17 protein-coding genes are annotated in these 20,077 nt (G+C 43.7%); 11 read left to right on the forward strand and 6 right to left on the reverse strand.

Annotation, left to right across the window (positions count from 1 at the left end; translation table 11 throughout):
- Positions 1-112: 112 nt before the first annotated feature.
- Complete coding sequence (locus ACGF49_RS13765; RefSeq protein WP_158536575.1) at positions 113-382, reverse strand: DUF1778 domain-containing protein; 270 nt, start codon at positions 380-382, stop codon at positions 113-115.
- Positions 383-964: 582 nt separating this feature from the next.
- Here ACGF49_RS13765 and ACGF49_RS13770 point away from each other — a divergent pair.
- Both ACGF49_RS13770 and ACGF49_RS13775 read left to right on the forward strand, forming a co-directional pair.
- The gene (locus tag ACGF49_RS13770; protein WP_262977870.1) at positions 965-1,639 is read left to right on the forward strand and encodes a hypothetical protein; all 675 of its coding nucleotides are present in this window, start codon (positions 965-967) and stop codon (positions 1,637-1,639) included.
- A gap of 11 nt (positions 1,640-1,650) precedes the next feature.
- Positions 1,651-2,046, forward strand: coding sequence for a type III secretion system chaperone (locus ACGF49_RS13775; protein WP_228900137.1), 396 nt, complete (start codon positions 1,651-1,653; stop codon positions 2,044-2,046).
- A gap of 305 nt (positions 2,047-2,351) precedes the next feature.
- Here ACGF49_RS13775 and ACGF49_RS13780 read toward each other — a convergent pair whose 3' ends face one another.
- The 3 genes from ACGF49_RS13780 to argE all read right to left on the reverse strand — a co-directional run bounded on the left by ACGF49_RS13780 (position 2,352) and on the right by argE (position 7,316).
- Complete coding sequence (locus ACGF49_RS13780; RefSeq protein ID WP_262977869.1) at positions 2,352-2,933, reverse strand: YolA family protein; 582 nt, start codon at positions 2,931-2,933, stop codon at positions 2,352-2,354.
- A gap of 306 nt (positions 2,934-3,239) precedes the next feature.
- Entirely contained in the window at positions 3,240-5,876 is a 2,637-nt protein-coding gene (gene ppc / locus ACGF49_RS13785; RefSeq protein ID WP_262977868.1) for a phosphoenolpyruvate carboxylase, read from the reverse strand.
- Positions 5,877-6,158: 282 nt separating this feature from the next.
- Positions 6,159-7,316 carry an acetylornithine deacetylase gene (gene argE / locus ACGF49_RS13790; protein WP_113042964.1) on the reverse strand — a complete coding sequence of 386 codons (1,158 nt, stop codon included), beginning with the start codon at positions 7,314-7,316 and terminating at the stop codon, positions 6,159-6,161.
- A 102-nt stretch (positions 7,317-7,418) separates the two neighbouring features.
- On the opposite strand from argE, the gene argC reads away from it, so the two are divergent.
- From argC to oxyR, 5 genes are all read left to right on the forward strand, one after another.
- Positions 7,419-8,423: an N-acetyl-gamma-glutamyl-phosphate reductase gene (gene argC, locus ACGF49_RS13795; protein ID WP_113042962.1), complete on the forward strand. Its 1,005-nt coding sequence runs from the start codon at positions 7,419-7,421 to the stop codon at positions 8,421-8,423.
- 25 nt (positions 8,424-8,448) lie between these two features.
- Positions 8,449-9,222: an acetylglutamate kinase gene (argB, locus tag ACGF49_RS13800; RefSeq protein WP_113042960.1), complete on the forward strand. Its 774-nt coding sequence runs from the start codon at positions 8,449-8,451 to the stop codon at positions 9,220-9,222.
- A 68-nt stretch (positions 9,223-9,290) separates the two neighbouring features.
- Positions 9,291-10,505, forward strand: a complete 1,215-nt coding sequence (locus ACGF49_RS13805) for an argininosuccinate synthase (RefSeq protein ID WP_113042958.1) — start codon at positions 9,291-9,293, stop codon at positions 10,503-10,505.
- Positions 10,506-10,657: 152 nt separating this feature from the next.
- A complete protein-coding gene (gene argH / locus ACGF49_RS13810) occupies positions 10,658-12,037 on the forward strand; it encodes an argininosuccinate lyase (RefSeq protein ID WP_228900143.1) in 1,380 nt (459 codons plus the stop codon).
- 155 nt (positions 12,038-12,192) lie between these two features.
- Positions 12,193-13,098, forward strand: coding sequence for a DNA-binding transcriptional regulator OxyR (oxyR, locus tag ACGF49_RS13815; protein ID WP_113042954.1), 906 nt, complete (start codon positions 12,193-12,195; stop codon positions 13,096-13,098).
- Here the strand turns inward: oxyR and sthA are convergent.
- Positions 13,090-14,487 carry a Si-specific NAD(P)(+) transhydrogenase gene (sthA, locus tag ACGF49_RS13820; RefSeq protein ID WP_113042952.1) on the reverse strand — a complete coding sequence of 466 codons (1,398 nt, stop codon included), beginning with the start codon at positions 14,485-14,487 and terminating at the stop codon, positions 13,090-13,092. The genes oxyR and sthA overlap by 9 nt on opposite strands.
- Positions 14,488-14,861: 374 nt before the next feature.
- On the opposite strand from sthA, the gene fabR reads away from it, so the two are divergent.
- Together fabR and ACGF49_RS13830 are read left to right on the forward strand one after the other, a co-directional pair.
- Positions 14,862-15,506, forward strand: coding sequence for an HTH-type transcriptional repressor FabR (gene fabR, locus ACGF49_RS13825; protein WP_011148806.1), 645 nt, complete (start codon positions 14,862-14,864; stop codon positions 15,504-15,506).
- Positions 15,507-15,529: 23 nt separating this feature from the next.
- Positions 15,530-15,901, forward strand: coding sequence for a YijD family membrane protein (locus ACGF49_RS13830; protein WP_113043069.1), 372 nt, complete (start codon positions 15,530-15,532; stop codon positions 15,899-15,901).
- A gap of 62 nt (positions 15,902-15,963) precedes the next feature.
- Here the strand turns inward: ACGF49_RS13830 and trmA are convergent, their stop codons facing one another.
- Positions 15,964-17,064, reverse strand: a complete 1,101-nt coding sequence (gene trmA, locus ACGF49_RS13835) for a tRNA (uridine(54)-C5)-methyltransferase TrmA (protein ID WP_223121506.1) — start codon at positions 17,062-17,064, stop codon at positions 15,964-15,966.
- A 183-nt stretch (positions 17,065-17,247) separates the two neighbouring features.
- On the opposite strand from trmA, the gene btuB reads away from it, so the two are divergent.
- Together btuB and murI are read left to right on the forward strand one after the other, a co-directional pair.
- Entirely contained in the window at positions 17,248-19,107 is a 1,860-nt protein-coding gene (btuB, locus tag ACGF49_RS13840) for a TonB-dependent vitamin B12 receptor BtuB (RefSeq protein WP_113042951.1), read from the forward strand.
- The gene (gene murI / locus ACGF49_RS13845; RefSeq protein ID WP_112878932.1) at positions 19,052-19,915 is read left to right on the forward strand and encodes a glutamate racemase; all 864 of its coding nucleotides are present in this window, start codon (positions 19,052-19,054) and stop codon (positions 19,913-19,915) included. Before btuB ends, murI begins: the two co-directional genes overlap by 56 nt.
- Positions 19,916-20,077 lie beyond the last annotated feature (162 nt).

The following is a 20,077-nucleotide window of genomic DNA, read 5'->3' on the forward strand; positions in this document are numbered from 1 at the left end:
GTGAATTCTTATTATGTGAATCTACCGGATAAATTAATTAAAATAAGTTGAAATTAATACATTATTGCATAAAATTTACTGATTTACTTAGCTTGGATCAAGGAATTGCTTTTCAAACACGTTTCACCTTGCGCGCAGCATTTATTGCGTTTTGTAAAGCAGCATTGGGAGCGAAAGCGTCATTCAAAGCGGTTGTGAATGCCTGAAAATCCTGGACTGTCATTGTTATGCGAGAGTCTCTATCTAATAGCTCACGTGCTTTCTCTTTAGCTGCTGTGCGCACGAATGCAGCCATTGTTGTGCCCATTAAAGCTGCGGCGCGAGAAATAACTTCCTTTTCATCTGTGTCCATCTTTAAATCAAATCGAGCGATAGCAGTCATTATCATTCCTCTTTAAATACGGCAAATTAACGTATACGGTATTTTTCTGTATAAAAATTGAGTAAGCAAGTTTTAATATTGAGTTTGTATCCCCACACTACATTATCATTGTTAGATCATCTCGGTTTAATAAGTAAAGTTCGCCATAATCCTTCGTCCAGTATGAACTGTTGTGGTTCAATAATTCTGGGCATCTATCCCCGGATAACCCTTCTCTTCTGACACCTAAAATAGATAAAAATCGGGTCACTTTTTTACATAAGCAGGGTAGGAGAAATACTAAGATACTCTTAATCAACTCAACCTATTTTGGAAAGAATAATGCATATTCAGCATATTGGCGGCCATACACCGCTTAGCCAAACGCAAGCTCCTCAGCACACGGCATCTTCTCCTCTACTCGAACAAGGTAACCGCTTGTTCGAACAGTCTGTTCGGCGAGGTCCTTTGCATTTCCAGAGTTCGGATCTCAAGCATTTGATCACCGAACTGCGCCAATTGCAGAGTGCTCCCAACAGTGCGCAAGCCCAACGGGTGCAGGATGCTATCCAGCACTGGGAGAACCACCACCCTAAAGAGGTGGTGGCCCGTAGCTCCCGCCTTACCGAGCTTAAACAGGCTCTGGCAGAACAAGGCGCTGTGGTGCGCACTCTCCAGCCAAAGGTGATGACGGCCGGTCCCCAAGCGATGTTGCAGCAGGCTATGCCAGCTTTACAGAAGATGGGAACTTACGCATGCACTGATGCCGGCACTTTCGTTAGCAAGCAGAATCCTCATTATCAGCAAATCATGGAGAGATTGAGGTTATTCAATGACAACCCGGACCGCCTGAGGGGTAACAGCCAGGCCAATATGATGTCCAACATGGCGGCTATCGCCGCTAGACAAGGCAACGTCAGTTTCAACCAACTGCAATCTATCGCCGCCCGGGTCGCTCAAGCTCAGGCTGGTTGTTGCACCACTTTAGCCTACTCTGCGGCAGCCGAACTGATGAAGCACAATCAAGATGACCAGCAGCGCATTGAGGTAGTCGCTCATCGTGGCGCCAAGGGGCATAGCCAGACCCACTGCTTCGTGGTGGTCGGTCGTGATCCCAATAGTGAGCTCAGCAAACCCGAAACTTGGGGCTCCCAGGCATATGTCATCGATCCTTGGGCTGCGACCATAGGTGGTAAACTGCAAGGCACGTCGAGTAATCCTCCGATCGCTAACCTGTGGCCGCCGACTGAATCTGTGTTTGACAACCATAAAAGGTAACCAGGGTAACTATGTTCAATGCCTTATTATCGGAACTGTGCCGACGCCTTGGGCAGACCGAAGAGTCTCTGCATTCGGAGGGGCTCGATCTACCTCTCGGCCCTTTTAGTTTGCATATCCGCCAACGCGATGAGTTGGTAACTTTGTTTATTCCACTAGGTGATGTCGAACTTTGTTCGTTGGCTACACTGGCCGATTGGCCAACATTGCAACTGAGCCGTAGTGGTGAGGGAGAGACTCTGCTTTGGAGCCGTGAATGGTTGGAGAGGCTGGATGCTGAGCTGTTGACCAACTTGGTCGAGCGGATGTTACAGCAAGCCAGGGACCTTACGGCTACGGCGCCTATCACTGAAAGCCAAGAGTGGCCGCCGTTAAGTATTCAAGGGAGTTCGTGGCACAAAGTTTAGGTGAAAAACCTTAAGAAGCTTTAAGAGATTAATCAGGTGTATTATTGCAAGCCACGAGCGATATTATTTTGTGCATTCGTTATACCATTCGTTGATTAATGACTTTATTACTGGGTACAGGCACTCCTACAGAGGGAGCCTAACGGAAATAATTTGTGAGAAATTCACCTAGGTAAACTTTTAAATTAATTTTATATATTTGCCTAATTACGAGGCTAAACCATCGGCGTCGATACCTGTACGTAAAAATAAACAAGGGCGGTTTCCCGCCCCTCTTAATAGACGCCTAAATGGGTTTTAGCAGGTCAAAGAATGCTGATCTGCGTTGACATGGTATTTCGAGGCCAATTAGCAGAAGTGTTCTGGTAACTGAAGATACCATTCTGGTAGCCATCGAGGCTGTATTCTTTCAGGAAGCCAACCACAATTTGGCCCGCAGCACATGGCCAATTGTAGTGCCCGTTTGTAATGCAAACTGGTGTAGAAGAGTACAGTGAGTATGGCAGTGTAGCGCCGTTCATCCAAGCAAAGGAATTGTAGCCGTAGCCAATTTCCAGAACGGCGGCGCGGAGCTGTTGTCCTCCGTGATTGCAGTTTGTCACCGGCAAGTTGGAAGTGTATTCCCATCCGCAATTCGTTGAGCCAACGGCATAGACCCACATATTGGTTAGCGGAGGTGCGGCGACGTAAGCTACCCCAGATTTAGCGTCGAGCTTTTTCTCTTCTTCAGCCCGGATAGGGCTCTCAGGGTTAGGCAGTAGCTGAGGTTGAGCTGCCAAGGCATTTTGAGCAGTAGGGACCTCCTTCGGTTGCTCTGTTTGGGCATAGGCATTAACGCCAAACAAGGAAGCAAGAGATAACAACATGGCAAGTTTATTTTTCTTCACGACTGAATCCTCTTAGAAATGGAAAAGCACAATTCTAGGGAAGTGGGCGAAAATCACATTATTAAATTTTATTTATGTAATGATCGAAATTTTTGCGGGGGTTATTGTTTGCTTGCTTATCTCACTGAGGAACAAAGGTGGACAAATAATAAGGAGTTTTTCTTTAATTGCTTCGCCTGGTGAGAAATAACTCCTTTTTCGTTGTCTATTGAGCACATTTTGTGCTGGGTTGTTTGGGAAAGATTCCAGTACTGTGCTCAATAGTGTCACTATAATCGCGTGGAGGTTGTTTCCTCCTGACAGCAACTAACCTGTATTTCGCATTCCTGCTGCGATACCGGCAATGGTGACCATCAACGCTTGTTCAACCTGAGGATCGGGATGTTGCTGCTGACGGGAACGCAGTAATAGTTCTGCCTGTAAGACGTTGAGTGGATCAGTGTAAACATTACGTAGGGCGATTGATTCTGCAATCCATGGTAGATCTGCCATCAGGTGTTCATCTTTAGAAATGGTTAATACCGTCTTAATATCTGCGGAAAGTTGCTCGCGCAGTTTCTGACCTAACGGCCATAAGTTCTTATCTACCAGACGATGATCATAATATTCCGCTAGCCACAAATCAGCTTTGGCGAAGACCATTTCCAACATACCAATCCGAGTGGTAAAAAAAGGCCAATCACGGCACATTTCTGCTAATACATCCTGTTTCCCATCATTTATAACTTGTTGTAGCGCGGTGCCTGCACCTAACCAGGCTGGCAACATTAGGCGATTCTGTGTCCAGGCGAAAATCCACGGGATAGCGCGTAAACTTTCTACTCCACCCGCCGGATGACGTTTGGCTGGACGAGAACCTAAAGGCAGTTTAGCTAATTCCTGTTCTGGTGTTGCCGCACGGAAATAAGGTACAAAATCGGGCTGTTCACGTACATAATCGCGATACATCTTGCAGGAAACATCAGACAGGGTATCCATCACCTGATGCCATTCTGGTTTAGGCTCCGGCGGTGGTAGGAGGTTTGCTTCCAGAATCGCACTGGCATATAAGGCTAAGCTACTGATAGTGACCTGTGGCAGACCGAATTTAAAGCGGATCATTTCACCCTGTTCAGTCACGCGCAGGCCACCTTTCAGGCTTCCCGGTGGTTGGGAAAGCAGAGCAGCATGTGCTGGTGCGCCGCCACGGCCAATGGTACCGCCGCGACCGTGGAACAAGGTCAGCGTGACGCCTTCTTTTTCACAAGCTTTGATTAGTGCATCTTGTGCGCGGTATTGCGCCCATCCCGCAGCCATCACCCCGGCATCTTTTGCCGAGTCAGAGTAGCCAATCATCACCATCTGTTTGTCCTGAATCAGAGTGCGATACCATTTAATATTCATTAATTGCTGAATGACATTTTCGGCATTATTCAGGTCATCAAGGGTTTCGAACAATGGGGCAACGGGTAAAGTGAACGGACAACCGGCTTCTTTCAGTAGCAAGTGAACCGCTAATACATCAGAAGGTACTTTAGCCATTGAGATAACGTAAGCGGCGATAGCGTCTTGAGGTGACTCGGCAATGACTTTACAGGTTGCGAAAACCTCTTGCGTTTCAGCGCTTGGTTGCCAGTTATGTGGGATCAATGGACGTTTGGAGTGCAGTTCATACAGTAGGAAAGCCTGTTTTTCTTCTTCTGACCAACTGGCGTAGTCACCTAATTCTAGGTATTGCGTCAGTTCAGAAGCGGCAGTTGTATGGCGAGTGCTTTCTTGGCGTACATCAATACGTACCAGCGATAAGCCGAAACAACGGATACGGCGTAAGATATCTAATAATTGACCGTTGGCGATGATTTCCATCCCGCAGGTTTTTAGTGACTGATAACAGGCGTAAAGTGGTTGCCAAAGCTGTTCGTTATCCACCAGCAAATCAGTTGGTGGCAGAACTTGTTCTCCTTTCAGTTGTTTCTCCAAATAGGTCAATGTATTGCTGAGTTGTGTCCGCAACTTTTTAGCAATTTCTCGGTAAGGTTCTAGAATTTCATCACCACCTGCTAATTTACGAACTTCTGGTGTACATTCAGACATGGATAGCTCAGAAACCAGAACCTGAATGTCTTTTAGGAATAGATCGGCTGCTTTCCAGCGGCTAAGCAGTAATACATGACGAGTGACTTCAGAGGTGACATTCGGGTTGCCGTCTCGGTCGCCGCCCATCCAGGAAGTAAAGCGGACAGGTACCGCTTCAACTGGCAGGCTGTAATCAATTGACTCTTCCAGTTGTTCATTGAATTCACGCAGGAATGCTGGCACAGCCTCCCACAAGCTGTTTTCCACCATAGCAAACCCCCACTTCGCTTCATCAATTGGGGTAGGACGGATTTTGCGGATTTCATCGGTATGCCATGATTGGGCAATTAACTGGCGCAGGCGGCGCATAATGTTATTACGCTCATAATCCGCCAGATCATCGTGATCGAGTTGCGATAGACAGGTGTTAACGGCTACCAGTTTATGGATCAATGTACGACGAGCGATTTCAGTTGGGTGAGCGGTGAGAACCAGTTCAATAGACAGTTCATTTACCGCTTTTTTCAGATCGTCATTATTGAAATTTTTTTCTTTTAAGCGGGTGAATAATTTCGCTAACGCAACGGGGTTGCTGGCAGCTTCACCATGCGGGGAGATACTGTGATATTGTTCTGCGACGTTTGTCAGGTTGAGAAATTGATTGAAAGCACGGGCAACGGGTAGCAGTTCATTATTAGATAGGTTTTGCAATGTAGATAATAGCTGCTGGCGGTGTGCTTCATTACCTGCGCGGGACGATTTGGATAATTTGCGGATAGTCTCAACTTTATCGAGAATATCTTCCCCTAAAGCTTCTTTGATCGTGTCTCCGAGCAGCTTACCTAGCATGCTGACATTACTACGCATTGCAGAATATTGTTGGTTCATGTGACTCTTAGCCTTTATTGCTGGCAGAATGTTGATTCTGTTCCTGTAGAAAAATTTTATTTAAGTGGCGGGAAGTTATTTTTTGTGGCGCCACAGTGTTGCATTGACCCTAAGCCCTCATATTCATATCAGAAAATAATCAGTTTGGGCGAAATTTCTAAAATTTAATGGTAGGTCATGGTCTATAAGTATTACTTATGTATCAGGAAGCTTGGGAAGAGTACTTTTGTTAATTGTTATGATGCTTGAGTCCCCCTGACTTTTGGGGGACGAGTAAAACAATTAATCATTGCTTAGACAAAAATGATCTATTAACTGAGAAATTATCTTTCTGGTGGGTTTAATAAATGACATATCAATGAACTCATCCGGTTGATGTGCCTGTTCAATAGAACCAGGGCCAAGGACTAAAGTTGGGCATACTTTCTGAATGAATGGTGCTTCGGTACAGTAGTTGACCGTTTCAGCTTTGCGGCCTAGCAGTTTCTCAATCACGTCAACCATCTTGTGATCAGTTGGGCATTCATAACCGGGAATAGGGGAATGTAATTCATCGATAGTTAAGCGGCCAGGCCAGCGTTGCTTCACTGGTTCCAGTGCTTCATTTAGCAGTCCGTTCAGATCCTGTAACGTTAGTCCCGGTAACGGGCGAATATCCATATGCAATTCACAATGGGCACAAATACGGTTTACTGCGTCACCTCCATGAATATAGCCGAAGTTCATGGTTGGGTGTGGAATGGTAAATGCCGGGTTGTTGTAACGCTCTTTTAGCGTATTGCGTAGTTCAATCAGGTGACCAATAGATTCGTGCATCAAGTCAATGGCGTTTATACCACGGTCTGGATCACTGGAGTGCCCGGATTGGCCAACAATGCGGATAGCGTTCGATAAATGTCCTTTGTGTGCACAGATAGGATGCAATGAAGTGGGTTCACCAATAATAGCGAAATCTGGGCGGATAGTGGTACTTGCAGCAAAATAGCGGGCTCCCGCCATTGTCGTCTCTTCATCTGCGGTTGCCAGAATGTACAGCGGACGGGTTATTTTACTGACATCAATGTCCCGCAACGCATCAATAATAAAGGCGAAAAAGCCTTTCATGTCTGCTGTACCTAAACCGTACAGTTTGTTATCGCGTTCTGTCAGGGTGAACGGATCTTTCGTCCAGAGCCCTTCGTCAAAGGGTACGGTATCAGTGTGTCCACACAATAGTAATCCACCTAGGCCACGCCCCAATGTTGCTAGTAGATTGTATTTTCCGAGGGCTTCGGGGACGGGCTGTATCTCAATCTCGAAACCAATTTCTTTCAGCCAACTTGCCAATAGGTTGATGAGAGACTCGTTACTTTGGTCAATACTGACATCGGTGGCGCTGATAGATGGCGTCGCGATTAATTGCCGAAATAGCTCAATAAATGGAGGTAATTTAATATTCACTGTTGACAGCCTTTATTCATGATAGTATCAATATTCATGCATTTTTTTTGAATAAAAATACATTATCCCGTTTGAATACTGAGCATAAGGTAAAGATATCCTATGTTGAATACGTTGGTTGTTGGTGCAAGTGGTTACACCGGAGCAGAACTGGCAGCATATCTGCATCGTCATCCGCATACGAATCTGATTAGACTCATGGTTTCTGCTCAGAGCGTTGATGCAGATAAATGCTTCTCAGATTTACATCCACAGTATAAAGGCATTGTTGATCTACCGCTGCAACCGCTGACTGATATTATTAATGCTGCTAAAGGGATTGATGTGGTTTTCCTTGCCACCGCCCATGAAGTTAGTCATGACATTGCGCCGTTATTTCTGGCAGCAGGTTGCATTGTATTCGATCTCTCCGGTGCCTACCGCGTACAAAATGCTCAGATTTATCAACAATACTACGGATTCAAACATAAGCATACTGAATGGTTAGCACAAGCAGTATATGGACTTGCCGAATGGCAGGCTGAAAAAATCAAACAGGCCCAATTAGTTGCTGTACCGGGATGTTACCCAACAGTTTCTCAACTCTCCCTAAAACCGTTGTTGGAAAATAGTTTGCTGGATACCAGCCATTGGCCGGTGATTAATGCTACTAGTGGTGTAAGTGGAGCAGGCCGGAAAGCCAGCATGACCAACAGTTTCTGCGAAATCAGTTTGCAACCTTATGGAATATTTACCCATCGTCATCAACCGGAGATTGAGGAACATCTGGGAACCAAAGTGGTTTTTACTCCACATCTTGGCAATTTCGCGCGGGGTATTCTTGCCACAATTACCTGTAAGTTGAAGCCGGGTGTTACCGTAGGACAGATAGATGAGGTGTATCGTCAAGCATACAAAGATAAGCCATTGGTAAGGCTTTATAGCAAAGGAGTGCCAGCATTGAAATCCGTTGTTGGGTTACCGTTCTGTGATATCGGTTTTGTTGTACAGGGTGACCATCTGATTATTGTGGGTACTGAGGATAATCTTTTGAAGGGCGCGGCAGCTCAGGCAGTTCAGTGTATGAATATACGTTTTGGGTTTGAAGAAACTCAGGCATTATTTTAATTATTGACGTGAAGGAGTAGAGCAGATGGAACCTTTAGTCATAAAGTTAGGTGGCGTGTTACTGGACAATGAAGAAGCATTGGAACGTGTGTTTACTGCATTACAGGAATATCGGCAAACACACGAACGCCAGTTGGTTATTGTTCATGGGGGGGGGTATCTGGTGGATGAGCTGATGGAAAAGTTGCAGCTACCGATAGTGAAGGAACAAGGATTACGAGTAACACCCGCTGATCAGATTGGGATTATCACTGGCGCATTGGCTGGTATCGCCAATAAGACCTTGTTGTCGTGGGCGACTAAATATCAACTTGCATCAGTTGGATTATATTTAGGAGATGGTAATGTGGTCATGGTTTCCCAACTGAGTGAAGAGTTGGGGCATGTGGGGAAAGCGATGCCGGGCGATGCTAAGTTGCTGAAAATGTTATTGGATGCGGGTTATATGCCTATTATCAGCTCGATTGGTGTAACGGATAAAGGGGAGCTGATGAATGTGAATGCCGATCAGGCAGCAACGGCGATAGCTCAGACACTAGGTGCTGATTTGATATTGCTCTCTGATGTTAGTGGTATTTTGGATGGTAAAGGGCAGAGAATCCCTGACATAAATGTTGAGAAAGCAGAACAACTTATTGCTCACGGCATCATTACTGACGGCATGATTGTGAAGGTGAATGCCGCTCTAGATGCAGCTAGAACATTAGATCGTCCGGTAGATATCGCCAGTTGGCGTCATGCAGATCAACTGACCGATCTATTTAACGGTGTTCCCGTCGGTACTCGTATTCTGGCTTAAATTAAGTTTGATTAATTTTCGGCAAATCTTTGCTGATAAATAACAACGGAATTTCAAAGGGTAACTTCATGCATACTAAAGATATTAAAAAAATCGTTCTTGCTTATTCTGGTGGTCTGGATACTTCTGCCATTATTCCTTGGCTGAAGGAACATTATGGCAACTGTGAAGTTGTTGCGTTTGTTGCCGATGTGGGGCAAAGCCGTGAAGATTTGGAAGGCGTGGAGCAGAAAGCTTTGCGTTCTGGCGCATCAGAATGTCACGTTGTGGATCTGCGTGAGGAATTCATTAAAGATTATGTTTATCCGGTACTGAAAACCGGTGCTCTGTATGAAGGTAGCTATTTGTTGGGCACTTCAATGGCACGCCCCATTATTGCTAAAGCACAGGTTGAATTGGCACTGAAAGTGGGAGCAGATGCACTTGCTCATGGTGCAACAGGTAAGGGTAACGATCAGGTTCGGTTTGAAAGCACTTATACGGCATTAGCCCCCCAGCTAAAAGTAGTTGCACCGTGGAGAGAGTGGGATTTGCGTTCCCGTGAAGCGTTGCTGGATTATCTGAAAGCGCGAGATATTCCAACCACCGCAACATTGGAGAAAATTTACAGCCGTGATGAGAATGCGTGGCATATCTCTACCGAAGGTGGCGTACTGGAAAGTACTTGGAATGCATCTAATAAAGATTGTTGGGTGTGGACAGTCGATCCAGAAGAGGCACCAGATGAAGCTGAATTGGTCAGTGTCACTATTGAGAAAGGCGAGGTTGTTGGGGTTAGCGGCAAGGTGATGTCTCCATATCAATGCCTTGAAGCGCTGAACATTCTGGGCGTAAAACATGGTATCGGCCGTATCGATATCGTGGAAAACCGGCTGGTGGGAATGAAATCTCGTGGTTGTTATGAGACGCCGGGAGGAACCATCATGATGGCTGCGTTGCGTGGTGTTGAACAACTGGTTCTGGACCGTGATAGCTTTAAATGGCGTCAGCAGCTTGGGCTAGAAATGTCTTATGTCGTTTATGACGGACGTTGGTTTGCCCCGCTACGTCAATCTATTCAGGCCGCGGCTGAGACGTTGGCTGCGGATGTCAGCGGTGAAGTAGTACTGAAACTCTATAAAGGTCAGGTAACAGCGATCCAGAAAAGATCAACAAATAGCCTTTATTCTGAAGCGTTTGCAACGTTTGGTGAAGATGAGGTTTACGATCACAGCCATGCAGCAGGATTTATCCGTCTGTATTCTCTCCCTTCGCGCATTCGAGCATTAAATAGTAAAGAGTAATTTCATCGTTCGTAGTTATGGAGGTAATGACCAGATCGTGAATTCATCCTTGTATTTGATTTATCGAGTCTATTATCTCCATGTTGCGAATGAAATTGCTGTTTATGAAAGGTAATCAATCACTCAGACATCAGATAATCAGGAACGAAAATATGGCACTCTGGGGCGGGCGTTTCAGTCAGAAAGCAGATCAACGGTTTAAACAATTTAACGATTCACTTCGCTTTGATTATCGGTTGGCGGAACAGGACATTACCGGTTCAGTTGCATGGTCGAAAGCGTTGATAACGGTTGGTGTGCTGACCGTTGAAGAACAACAAAGACTGGAGCTGGCATTAAATGAATTGTTGAATGAGGTTCAGGCTAACCCACAAGCCATCTTGCAAAGTGGTGCAGAAGATATCCATAGTTGGGTAGAAGGGCAGTTGATCAGTAAAGTTGGCGATTTGGGTAAGAAGCTCCACACTGGTCGTAGCCGTAACGATCAGGTGGCAACAGATCTCAAACTTTGGTGTAAAGAATACATATCACATCTCCATCAGGCAATTGTGGAGTTACAGCAGGCATTGGTGATTACTGCGGAGAATAATCAGGATGCAGTGATGCCGGGCTATACCCATCTGCAAAGAGCGCAGCCTATCACATTTGCTCACTGGTGCTTGGCATATGTAGAAATGTTGGTCCGAGATGAAAGTCGGTTACAGGATACTTTGAAACGGCTGGATACCAGCCCGCTTGGGTGTGGTGCATTGGCTGGAGCCGCTTATGATATTGACCGTGAACAACTAGCATCATGGCTAGGTTTTGTTTCAGCGACGCGTAACAGTTTGGATAGCGTTTCAGATCGTGACCATGTATTGGAACTGCTATCTAATGCCAGTATCAGTATGATCCATCTTTCCCGTTTTGCGGAAGACCTAATTTTCTTTAATAGCGGTGAAGCCGGGTTTATTGAACTGTCAGATCGAGTCACTTCCGGTTCTTCTCTGATGCCACAGAAGAAAAACCCGGATGCACTGGAGTTAATTCGTGGGAAATGTGGCCGGGTGCAGGGGGCATTGACCGGTATGATGATGACCTTGAAAGGTTTGCCGCTAGCCTACAATAAAGATATGCAGGAGGATAAAGAAGGGCTATTCGATGCGCTGGATACTTGGCTGGATTGTTTACATATGTCCGCGTTGGTGTTAGATGGTATTCAGGTCAGGCGTTCACGTTGTGCGGAAGCAGCTAAACAGGGCTATGCTAACGCGACCGAATTAGCTGATTATTTGGTTGCAAAAGGTGTTCCATTCCGAGAAGCTCACCATATTGTTGGGGAAATTGTGATTATGGCGCTTGCCCAGGGGCAGGCATTGGAAGCGTTGTCATTGGCAGAGTTGCAGAAGTTCAGTAGTGCAATTACTGAAGATGTATATGATATTTTGTCTTTGCAATCTTGTCTGGACAAACGCCTTGCAAAGGGGGGAGTGTCGCAAAAACAGGTTATGAAAGCGATTGCAGAGGCTAAACAGAGGCTAAAATTAAGTTAGTCATCATAATAGTAGGGGGATTAATTTATCCCCTATAAAATAAATGAGAGCTTTATATATAAGTTCTTAAGGATTATCTGATAGTCTTTTCCTCACATTGATATAATTATCTATTGGTAGTTTCTATCATTTATATTAAATATGTTGAGGTGGGAATGAATATCCGCGATCTGGAATATCTTGTGGCGCTTGCGGAGCATCGGCACTTCCGCCATGCTGCTGATTCTTGCCACGTTAGCCAGCCTACGTTAAGCGGGCAAATTCGTAAGCTTGAGGATGATCTGGGTGTCATGTTATTGGAGCGCACCAGCCGTAAAGTTTTGTTCACGCAACAAGGGATGTTATTAGTAGAACAAGCCAGAACAGTTCTCCGCGAGGTGAGGATTTTGCAGGAAATGGCGTCACTTCAAGGGGAAAACATGTCTGGTCCTCTGCATATTGGTTTGATCCCGACGGTTGGTCCATATCTGTTGCCTCATATTATCCCTGGGCTTCATAGTTTGTTTCCTAAGTTGGAAATGTATCTATATGAAGCCCAGACTCAAAGTCTGTTAGCCCAGTTGGATAGTGGAAAATTGGACTGTGCGATTCTGGCAATGGTTAAGGAGACAAGAGCTTTCATTGAAGTGCCATTGTTTGAAGAACCCATGAAACTAGCTATCTATGATGGTCATCCTTGGGCAGAGCGTAAAAAAATCGCTATGGATGAATTGGCAGGTGAAAAATTGTTGATGTTAGAAGATGGTCATTGCTTGCGTGATCAGGCAATGGGGTTCTGTTTTCAGGCGGGCGCGAAGGAAGATACCCATTTTCGTGCAACCAGTTTGGAAACCCTGCGTAATATGGTTGCTGCCGGTAGTGGAATAACCTTATTGCCTGATCTGGCAGTGCCACAAGAGAAAAAACGTGATGGCGTCTGTTATCTGGAGTGTAGCAGCCCTGAACCTAAGCGGTCTGTTGTTTTGATTTATCGTCCTGGTTCACCTCTGCGTGGTCGCTATGAGCAACTAGCAGAGGCTATTAGAGCTAAAATGGGCACTTATTACGGGCAATCAAAATAGCCGGTTAAGCCCGTTTAAAGCCGCGACACGATAGGCTTCAGCCATAGTTGGATAGTTGAAAGTAGTATTGACGAAATATTCGATAGTATTACTTTCACCTTTCTGTTCCATAATCGCTTGGCCGATATGAATAATTTCAGCCGCACGTTCCCCGAAACAATGAATGCCAAGAATCTCTTTTGTTTCCCGGTGGAACAGTATTTTCAAACTTCCTACGTTCATCCCCGCAATTTGCGCGCGCGCAAGATGTTTAAATTGCGCGCGTCCAACTTCATAAGGCACTTTCATTGCTGTTAATTGTTGTTCGGTTTTACCTACAGAGCTAATTTCAGGAATGGTATAGATACCCGTTGGAATATCTTCAATCAGATGAACTTCGGCGTTTCCTTTCGTCATCGCTTGGGCGGCAATTCGACCTTGATCATAAGCAGCTGAGGCCAGGCTTGGATAGCCGATAACATCTCCTACAGCGTAAATATTTTCGTTGCTAGTTTGATAGATCTTATTAACTTTCAGTAAACCGCGGCTATCTGCTTCTAGACCAACGTTTTTTAGTCCTAAAGTATCCGTATTACCTGTTCGACCATTAGCATAAAGCAGACAGTCAGCTTTGACTTTTTTACCGGATTTAAGGTGAACGATAACACCATCATCAACACCTTCAATTTTAGAATATTCTTCATTGTGGCGGATCACTATACCGCTATTCCAGAAATGGTAAGAAAGTGCATCTGACATCTCTTGATCAAGGAAAGCGAGTAAGTGATTACGCGTGTTAATCAAATCAACTTTTACGCCTAATCCACGGAAGATTGAAGCATATTCGCAACCAATCACTCCGGCACCGTAAATAATGACATGCCGTGGTTCATGATCCAGTTTCAGAATGGAATCGCTGTTATAAATACGGGAATGAGTGAAATCGACATCTGGCGGACAATATGGGCGAGAACCCGTTGCGATAATAATTTTATCTGCGCTTAAAATATCGTGGTTATCGTCGGCATAGCGCACACTCACCCGGTGGTCATCAATGAATGTTGCTTCCCCGGAAAACATACGACACCCATTACGTTCGTAAAATCCTTGACGCATTCTAGTTTGCTGATTAATTACCATTTCAGCACGGCGTAAGATTTCAGCAAATGAAGAGCGAAGAATGCGGGAATTATCACTGTACAGAGGGTTTTGGTTAAATTCAATAATACGACTGACGGCGTGGCGGAGGGCTTTCGACGGGATGGTACCCCAATGAGTACAACCACCGCCGACATTATTATAGCGTTCAATAACAGCAACGCTTTTACCCTGTTTCACCAATCCCATTGCTGCTCCTTCTCCACCGGGACCAGAACCAATGACAATGGCGTCAAAATGAATATGTTGCATAGAGGAAATACCTGTTTTTACACAAAATTACAACGCTATATTAACATCGGTTGACTTAATAACCCAATCCTCATAAGGAGTTTATGTCATCGTTTAGGGTGAATTGAACATAGTTTTACTCGCTATGCTAATACCATGAAGTTTTTGGAAAAAAAATAATTATCTAACGATCGAATTAACAAAGGGGGAATGCTCCCTTAATGATTTTCTGACTACGCGTAGTCACTTTTATCATCTTAATATCTAATAAGAAAATGCGCTGAGAAAATGACATGGATCATTATAAATGACATGACAAGCATATCATTACGGCAAACGCGTTAAAATTTGGTATATTTCCTAACATGTAGTTCAGATAAAGAGTCAGGATTCGTGTGAGTAACATTATCGGCATCAGAGCGAAACAGAAAGAAAAAACTCGTCGTTCACTGATTGAAGCTGCTTTCAGCCAGTTGAGTGCCGAAAGGAGTTTTACCAGCCTTAGCTTGCGTGAAGTCGCCCGTGAAGCAGGTATTGCACCTACTTCATTTTATCGTCATTTCCGCGATGTTGATGAGCTTGGGCTCACTATGGTGGATGAAAGTGGTTTGATGTTACGTCAGTTAATGAGGCAAGCCCGGCAACGTATTGCTAAAGGTGGCAGTGTCATCCGTACGTCTGTTTCAACTTTTATGGAATTTATCGGTAATAACCCAAATGCATTCCGATTATTATTACGTGAACGTTCAGGGACTTCTGCTGAATTTCGTGCCGCTGTCGCACGGGAAATACAACATTTTATTGCTGAGCTGGCAGACTATTTAGAACAGGAAAGCTGTATGCCGAGGCATTTTACTGAAGTGCAGGCAGAGGCAATGGTAACAATAGTATTCAGTGCAGGTGCAGAAGCACTGGATATTGATTTGGAGAAAAGACAGCGTTTAGAAGAACGTTTAGTCTTGCAGCTACGGATGATTGCTAAAGGTGCATATTATTGGTATCGCAAAGAAATGAACCCACCGAACCCTAAACTTAAATAACTATGAAGGAGGAGAACGAAATGATGGAACAATATCGCCAGGACAAAAGTACATTGTTACTCGCTTTTATTGTCGGATTAGCAACGAATGGAACGTTTTCAGCAGTTTTTAGCTCAGTTGTTTCTTTTTCAGTTTTCCCATTGATAACATTGATTTTATCAATTTATTGTATCCACCAGCGCTATTTGAATTACTCAATGCCAGATGGGATGCCTAAGTTGGTTGTCGCCTGTTTCCTCTTAGGATTATTTAGTTATAGTGCGATTATCAGAGTTGAATACCCTGAAATTGGCTCTAATTTTCTGCCCGCAGTAATGGGTACCGTACTGGTATTTTGGATTTACAGAAAGGTAAAAATTCGTAAAAACAAAGCAATTACAGAAAATTGCCATTAATTGATGAAAAACGCCGGAGAGATCTATCTGCCGGCGTTTTTGTTTTATATGTTCGTCAAGTATCAGTTTAATTTTTCCAGAAGCACGCCGCATTCCATATGATGAGTATAAGGAAACTGATCAAACAGAGCCAGATGGCTAATTTTATGCGTTTGGGTTAATGTTTCCAGATTATGGCAAAGGGTTTCCGGGTTACAGGAAATATAAAGAATCCGTGGATATGTTTGGACCATCTCAAGCGTTTTTTCATCAAGGCCGCTACGTGGCGGATCGACAAAGATAGTCTCACATTGATAGCTTTTTAAATTGATTCCCTGAAGGCGATTAAATTCGCGTTCACCATTCATTGCTTGGGTGAACTCCTCTGCTGACATTCGGATAATTTGTACATTATCAATACCGTTGGCTGCAATGTTGTATTGAGCGGCAGCAACGGATGGCTTGGCAATTTCTGTTGCCAATACTCGTTCAAAATTTTGAGCTAATGCCAGAGAGAAATTGCCATTACCACAATAGAGCTCAAGTAAATCACCTTTTGAATCTTTGGTAATATTAATTGCCCATTCAAGCATATGAATATTGACGCTAGCATTTGGTTGGGTGAAGCTGTTTTCCACTTGGCGATAAATCATTTTTCGGCCTGCAACAGGTAAAACCTCATCAATATAGTCATGATCCAATGTGATTTTGGTTTTAGCGGCTCTGCCAATTAACTCAACGTCAAATCCTTTATTTCTTAACGCTTCACGCAGTCTTAATGCCTGTTGTGTCCATTCATCACCCAATTTTTTGTGATAAAGCAGAGAAACAAGGATTTTATTACTGCAAGTAGACAGATAATCAATTTGAAATAGCTTATGACGCAAGATCTGTTCAGATCTAATGGAGTCAATTAATACTACCATCATTTTGTTGATTAACTTACTGGCGACAGGGAATTGAACAAGGCGAATACGCTGTTTCGTCTGTTGATCGAACATAATATGGTACAAATCATCCTGCTCATGCCAGATTCGAAATTCTGCTCGCATTCTGTAATGAGATAGCGGTGAGCGGAAAACCTCTGGCCCCGGGGGTTGGAAAGGCGCCATCATGTTTTTTAAACGGCTGACTTTCTCCGTCAGTTGCTGTTCATAGCTTTCCGTTGGCAGGAGATTTTGCATTATGTTTGTTCTCTTATATCTGTAGTAAGAAAAATTTTCGTGCAAAATTGTAGGGGAAGAGCAAAGAATGTCCAGTTTTCTTATTACTCATACACGATCCTGTCTATGCTTACTATTATGAATAGGTTCAACGCTTCATCGTAGCGTGTCCTTCTAACAATAAATTGTGGGATGTTTTCTCTCATGATAAATAAAAAGCGGTTATTATTATCCACTGTTTCAATCATGGTAATTTCTGGTTGGAATCAAGCCTCTGTTGCGGTGGAGTCGCAGGATTCATTGGTTGTGACGGCGAGTCGTTTTAAACAGCCGGTATCAAGCATACTGGCTGCTTATACTGTTGTAACACGGGATGAAATTGATCGTTGGCAGTCAAATAGTGTAGCCGATATTTTGCGTCGTCTACCCGGTGTTGATATTGCGCGGCATGGAGGTATTGGGCAGTTAAGCTCTTTGTTTATACGTGGTACTCATGCTAGTCATGTATTGGTACTGATAGATGGAATACGTTTGAATCAAGCGGGCATCAGTGGCTCCTCTGATTTAAGCCAAATACCTGTATCATTGGTTCAGAAAATTGAATATATCCGTGGGCCACGTTCCGCTGTTTATGGTTCTGATGCTATTGGTGGTGTTATTAATATCATCACTACTAGAGAGAAACTAGGAACCAGCCTTAATGTAGGTATCGGCTCACATGGTTATCAAACTTATGATGGTGCAACTCAACAAACGATAGCTGAAAATACAGTTCTGACAGCAGCAGCCAACTATACTTATACCAAAGGATACGATGTTGTTGCTGATGGTAATACCGGTGGTTTTAGACAACCTGATCGTGATGGCTTCATGAGCAAAATGCTTTGGTTGGGAGTCGATCAAAAATTTAATGAGCAAGTCAGTGGATTTGTTCGAGCTTATGGCTATAACAATAGAACATCTTATGATGCGGATATTAATTGGAGCTATCCATATGCCAGACCTGATACTCGTGAACTTTATAGTCGCCACTATGACATGGGAGTCAGATTTAACCAAGGGATCTACTCATCCCAGTTAATTACCAGTTATAGTCATACAAAAGATTATAACTTTGATCCTCAATATGGACGCTATGATAAGTCTGCTAGCCTTAATGATTCTGAACAATATAACTTGCAATGGGGGAATACTTTTCAGCTATATCAGGGCATGGTCAGTACCGGTGTGGATTTCCAAGAACAATCGATAGAAGCTGGAACCAGTTATATTCCGAAGAGTAAAACAGTACGTAATACAGGAATGTATCTGACAGCACAGCAACAGCTGAAAGATTTTATTTTAGAAGGTGCAATTCGTTCAGATAAACATTCAGAAGCTGGCTGGAATACTACATGGCAAGCCAGTTTAGGTTGGGAGTTTATTAAAGATTATCGCTTGATCGCTTCTTATGGTACGGCATTTAAGGCTCCAACGCTTAGCCAGATGTATGGTTTTGGTGGTAATCATGATTTGAAGCCGGAAGAAAGTAAACAATGGGAAGGCGGTATTGAAGGCGTCACAGGCCAGCTAAATTGGCGTCTGACTGTATATCGCAATGAGATTGAGCAATTGATCGATTATGCAAATAGTCGCTACTACAATATTGGTAAAGCAAAAATTAAAGGTGTTGAGTGGACTAGCTTAATAGACACTGGCATATTTCAGCATCAATTGACAATACAGTATATTGACCCCCGTAATAGTGAAACTAATGAAATTTTAGTTCGTCGTGCGAAGCAGCAAGTGAAATATCAACTTGACTGGCAGTTATATGATTTTGATTGGGGGTTAACTTATCAATATCTAGGGCGGCGTTATGACAAGGATTTCAGTACATTCCCGGCTAAGAGTGTGAAATTAGGTGGCGTCAGCTTTTGGGATTTAACAGTTTCATATCCAATCACTTCTTATCTGACAATTCGTGCTAGAATAGCCAACCTGCTTGATAAAGATTACGAGACAGTTTATGGCTATCGCATTCCAGGACGTGAATACTACCTCACTGGGAGCTATAACTTCTGATTTAAATAAAGCCGCACGCCCAACAGTTTTAGTGTTTGATTCTGGGGTAGGCGGCTTATCTATTTACCAAGAGATCCGACAATTATTACCAGATCTCCATTATATATATGTTTTTGATAACGAAGCATTCCCTTATGGTGAAAAATCGGAAGAGTTTATTGTTGAACGAGTCGTTCAAATTGTTGGTGCTGTTCAGCAAAAACACCTTCTGACAATAGTGGTTATTGCATGTAACACTGCCAGTACAGTCAGCTTGCCAGCTCTACGTGAGCGGTTCAGCTTTCCGGTTGTTGGTGTGGTTCCAGCGATAAAACCTGCTGCAAAGTTAACTCGTAATGGTGTCGTTGGATTATTGGCGACTAGAGCAACAGTTAATCGTTCCTATACAAAAGAACTTATCGAAAAGTTTGCGACAGGTTGCAGGATTGAATCTATAGGTTCTTCTGAATTAGTAGAATTAGCTGAAATTAAACTGCATGGTGGTAAGGTTTCTTCCGATATTTTAAAAAAGATACTGAAACCGTGGCTTAGAATGAAAAAACCACCTGATACAGTGGTATTGGGTTGTACCCATTTTCCACTATTAGCAGAAGAATTAGTTCAGATATTACCTGATGGCACGCGTTTAATTGATTCTGGTGTTGCTATTGCTCGAAGAACGGCTTGGTTGGTTAAACATCAGAATAATCTTGTTTGCACTTCAGCAGATAGTCTTGCTTATTGTATGAAAGTGAATGCTGATACTGATGCATTAATCCCCGTTTTGCAGGAGTATGGATTTTCAAAACTAGAAAAATTGATAACTTAAGTTAAATTTGATGAAATAATCATCGGTCGTTAACTTTTTTCAAAATAATTATTGCCAGCGCCAAAGAACGCCCTATAATGCGCCACCACTGACCGACACAACGCTGATAAACATTGTGAGGTCGGGCAGAGAAAAAGCTAATAAGCGCTTGACTCTGCGGGC

Origin of the sequence: Photorhabdus sp. RM96S, assembly GCF_042879335.1 — a bacterium.
GTDB classification, from domain to species: Bacteria; Pseudomonadota; Gammaproteobacteria; order Enterobacterales; family Enterobacteriaceae; genus Photorhabdus; species Photorhabdus kayaii.

Bases quoted from the DNA above. Each gene is read 5' to 3' on its own strand.
- sthA (WP_113042952.1), bottom strand. From the start codon at position 14,487: ATGCAACATATTCATTTTGACGCCATTGTCATTGGTTCTGGTCCCGGT.
- trmA (WP_223121506.1), bottom strand. From the start codon at position 17,064: ATGCAAAATCTCCTGCCAACGGAAAGCTATGAACAGCAACTGACGGAG.
- argH (WP_228900143.1), top strand. From the start codon at position 10,658: ATGGCACTCTGGGGCGGGCGTTTCAGTCAGAAAGCAGATCAACGGTTT.
- ACGF49_RS13805 (WP_113042958.1), top strand. From the start codon at position 9,291: ATGCATACTAAAGATATTAAAAAAATCGTTCTTGCTTATTCTGGTGGT.
- btuB (WP_113042951.1), top strand. From the start codon at position 17,248: ATGATAAATAAAAAGCGGTTATTATTATCCACTGTTTCAATCATGGTA.
- ACGF49_RS13830 (WP_113043069.1), top strand. From the start codon at position 15,530: ATGGAACAATATCGCCAGGACAAAAGTACATTGTTACTCGCTTTTATT.
- oxyR (WP_113042954.1), top strand. From the start codon at position 12,193: ATGAATATCCGCGATCTGGAATATCTTGTGGCGCTTGCGGAGCATCGG.
- argB (WP_113042960.1), top strand. From the start codon at position 8,449: ATGGAACCTTTAGTCATAAAGTTAGGTGGCGTGTTACTGGACAATGAA.
- ACGF49_RS13775 (WP_228900137.1), top strand. From the start codon at position 1,651: ATGTTCAATGCCTTATTATCGGAACTGTGCCGACGCCTTGGGCAGACC.
- murI (WP_112878932.1), top strand. From the start codon at position 19,052: ATGGCTATCGCATTCCAGGACGTGAATACTACCTCACTGGGAGCTATA.
- ACGF49_RS13765 (WP_158536575.1), bottom strand. From the start codon at position 382: ATGACTGCTATCGCTCGATTTGATTTAAAGATGGACACAGATGAAAAG.
- argC (WP_113042962.1), top strand. From the start codon at position 7,419: ATGTTGAATACGTTGGTTGTTGGTGCAAGTGGTTACACCGGAGCAGAA.
- ppc (WP_262977868.1), bottom strand. From the start codon at position 5,876: ATGAACCAACAATATTCTGCAATGCGTAGTAATGTCAGCATGCTAGGT.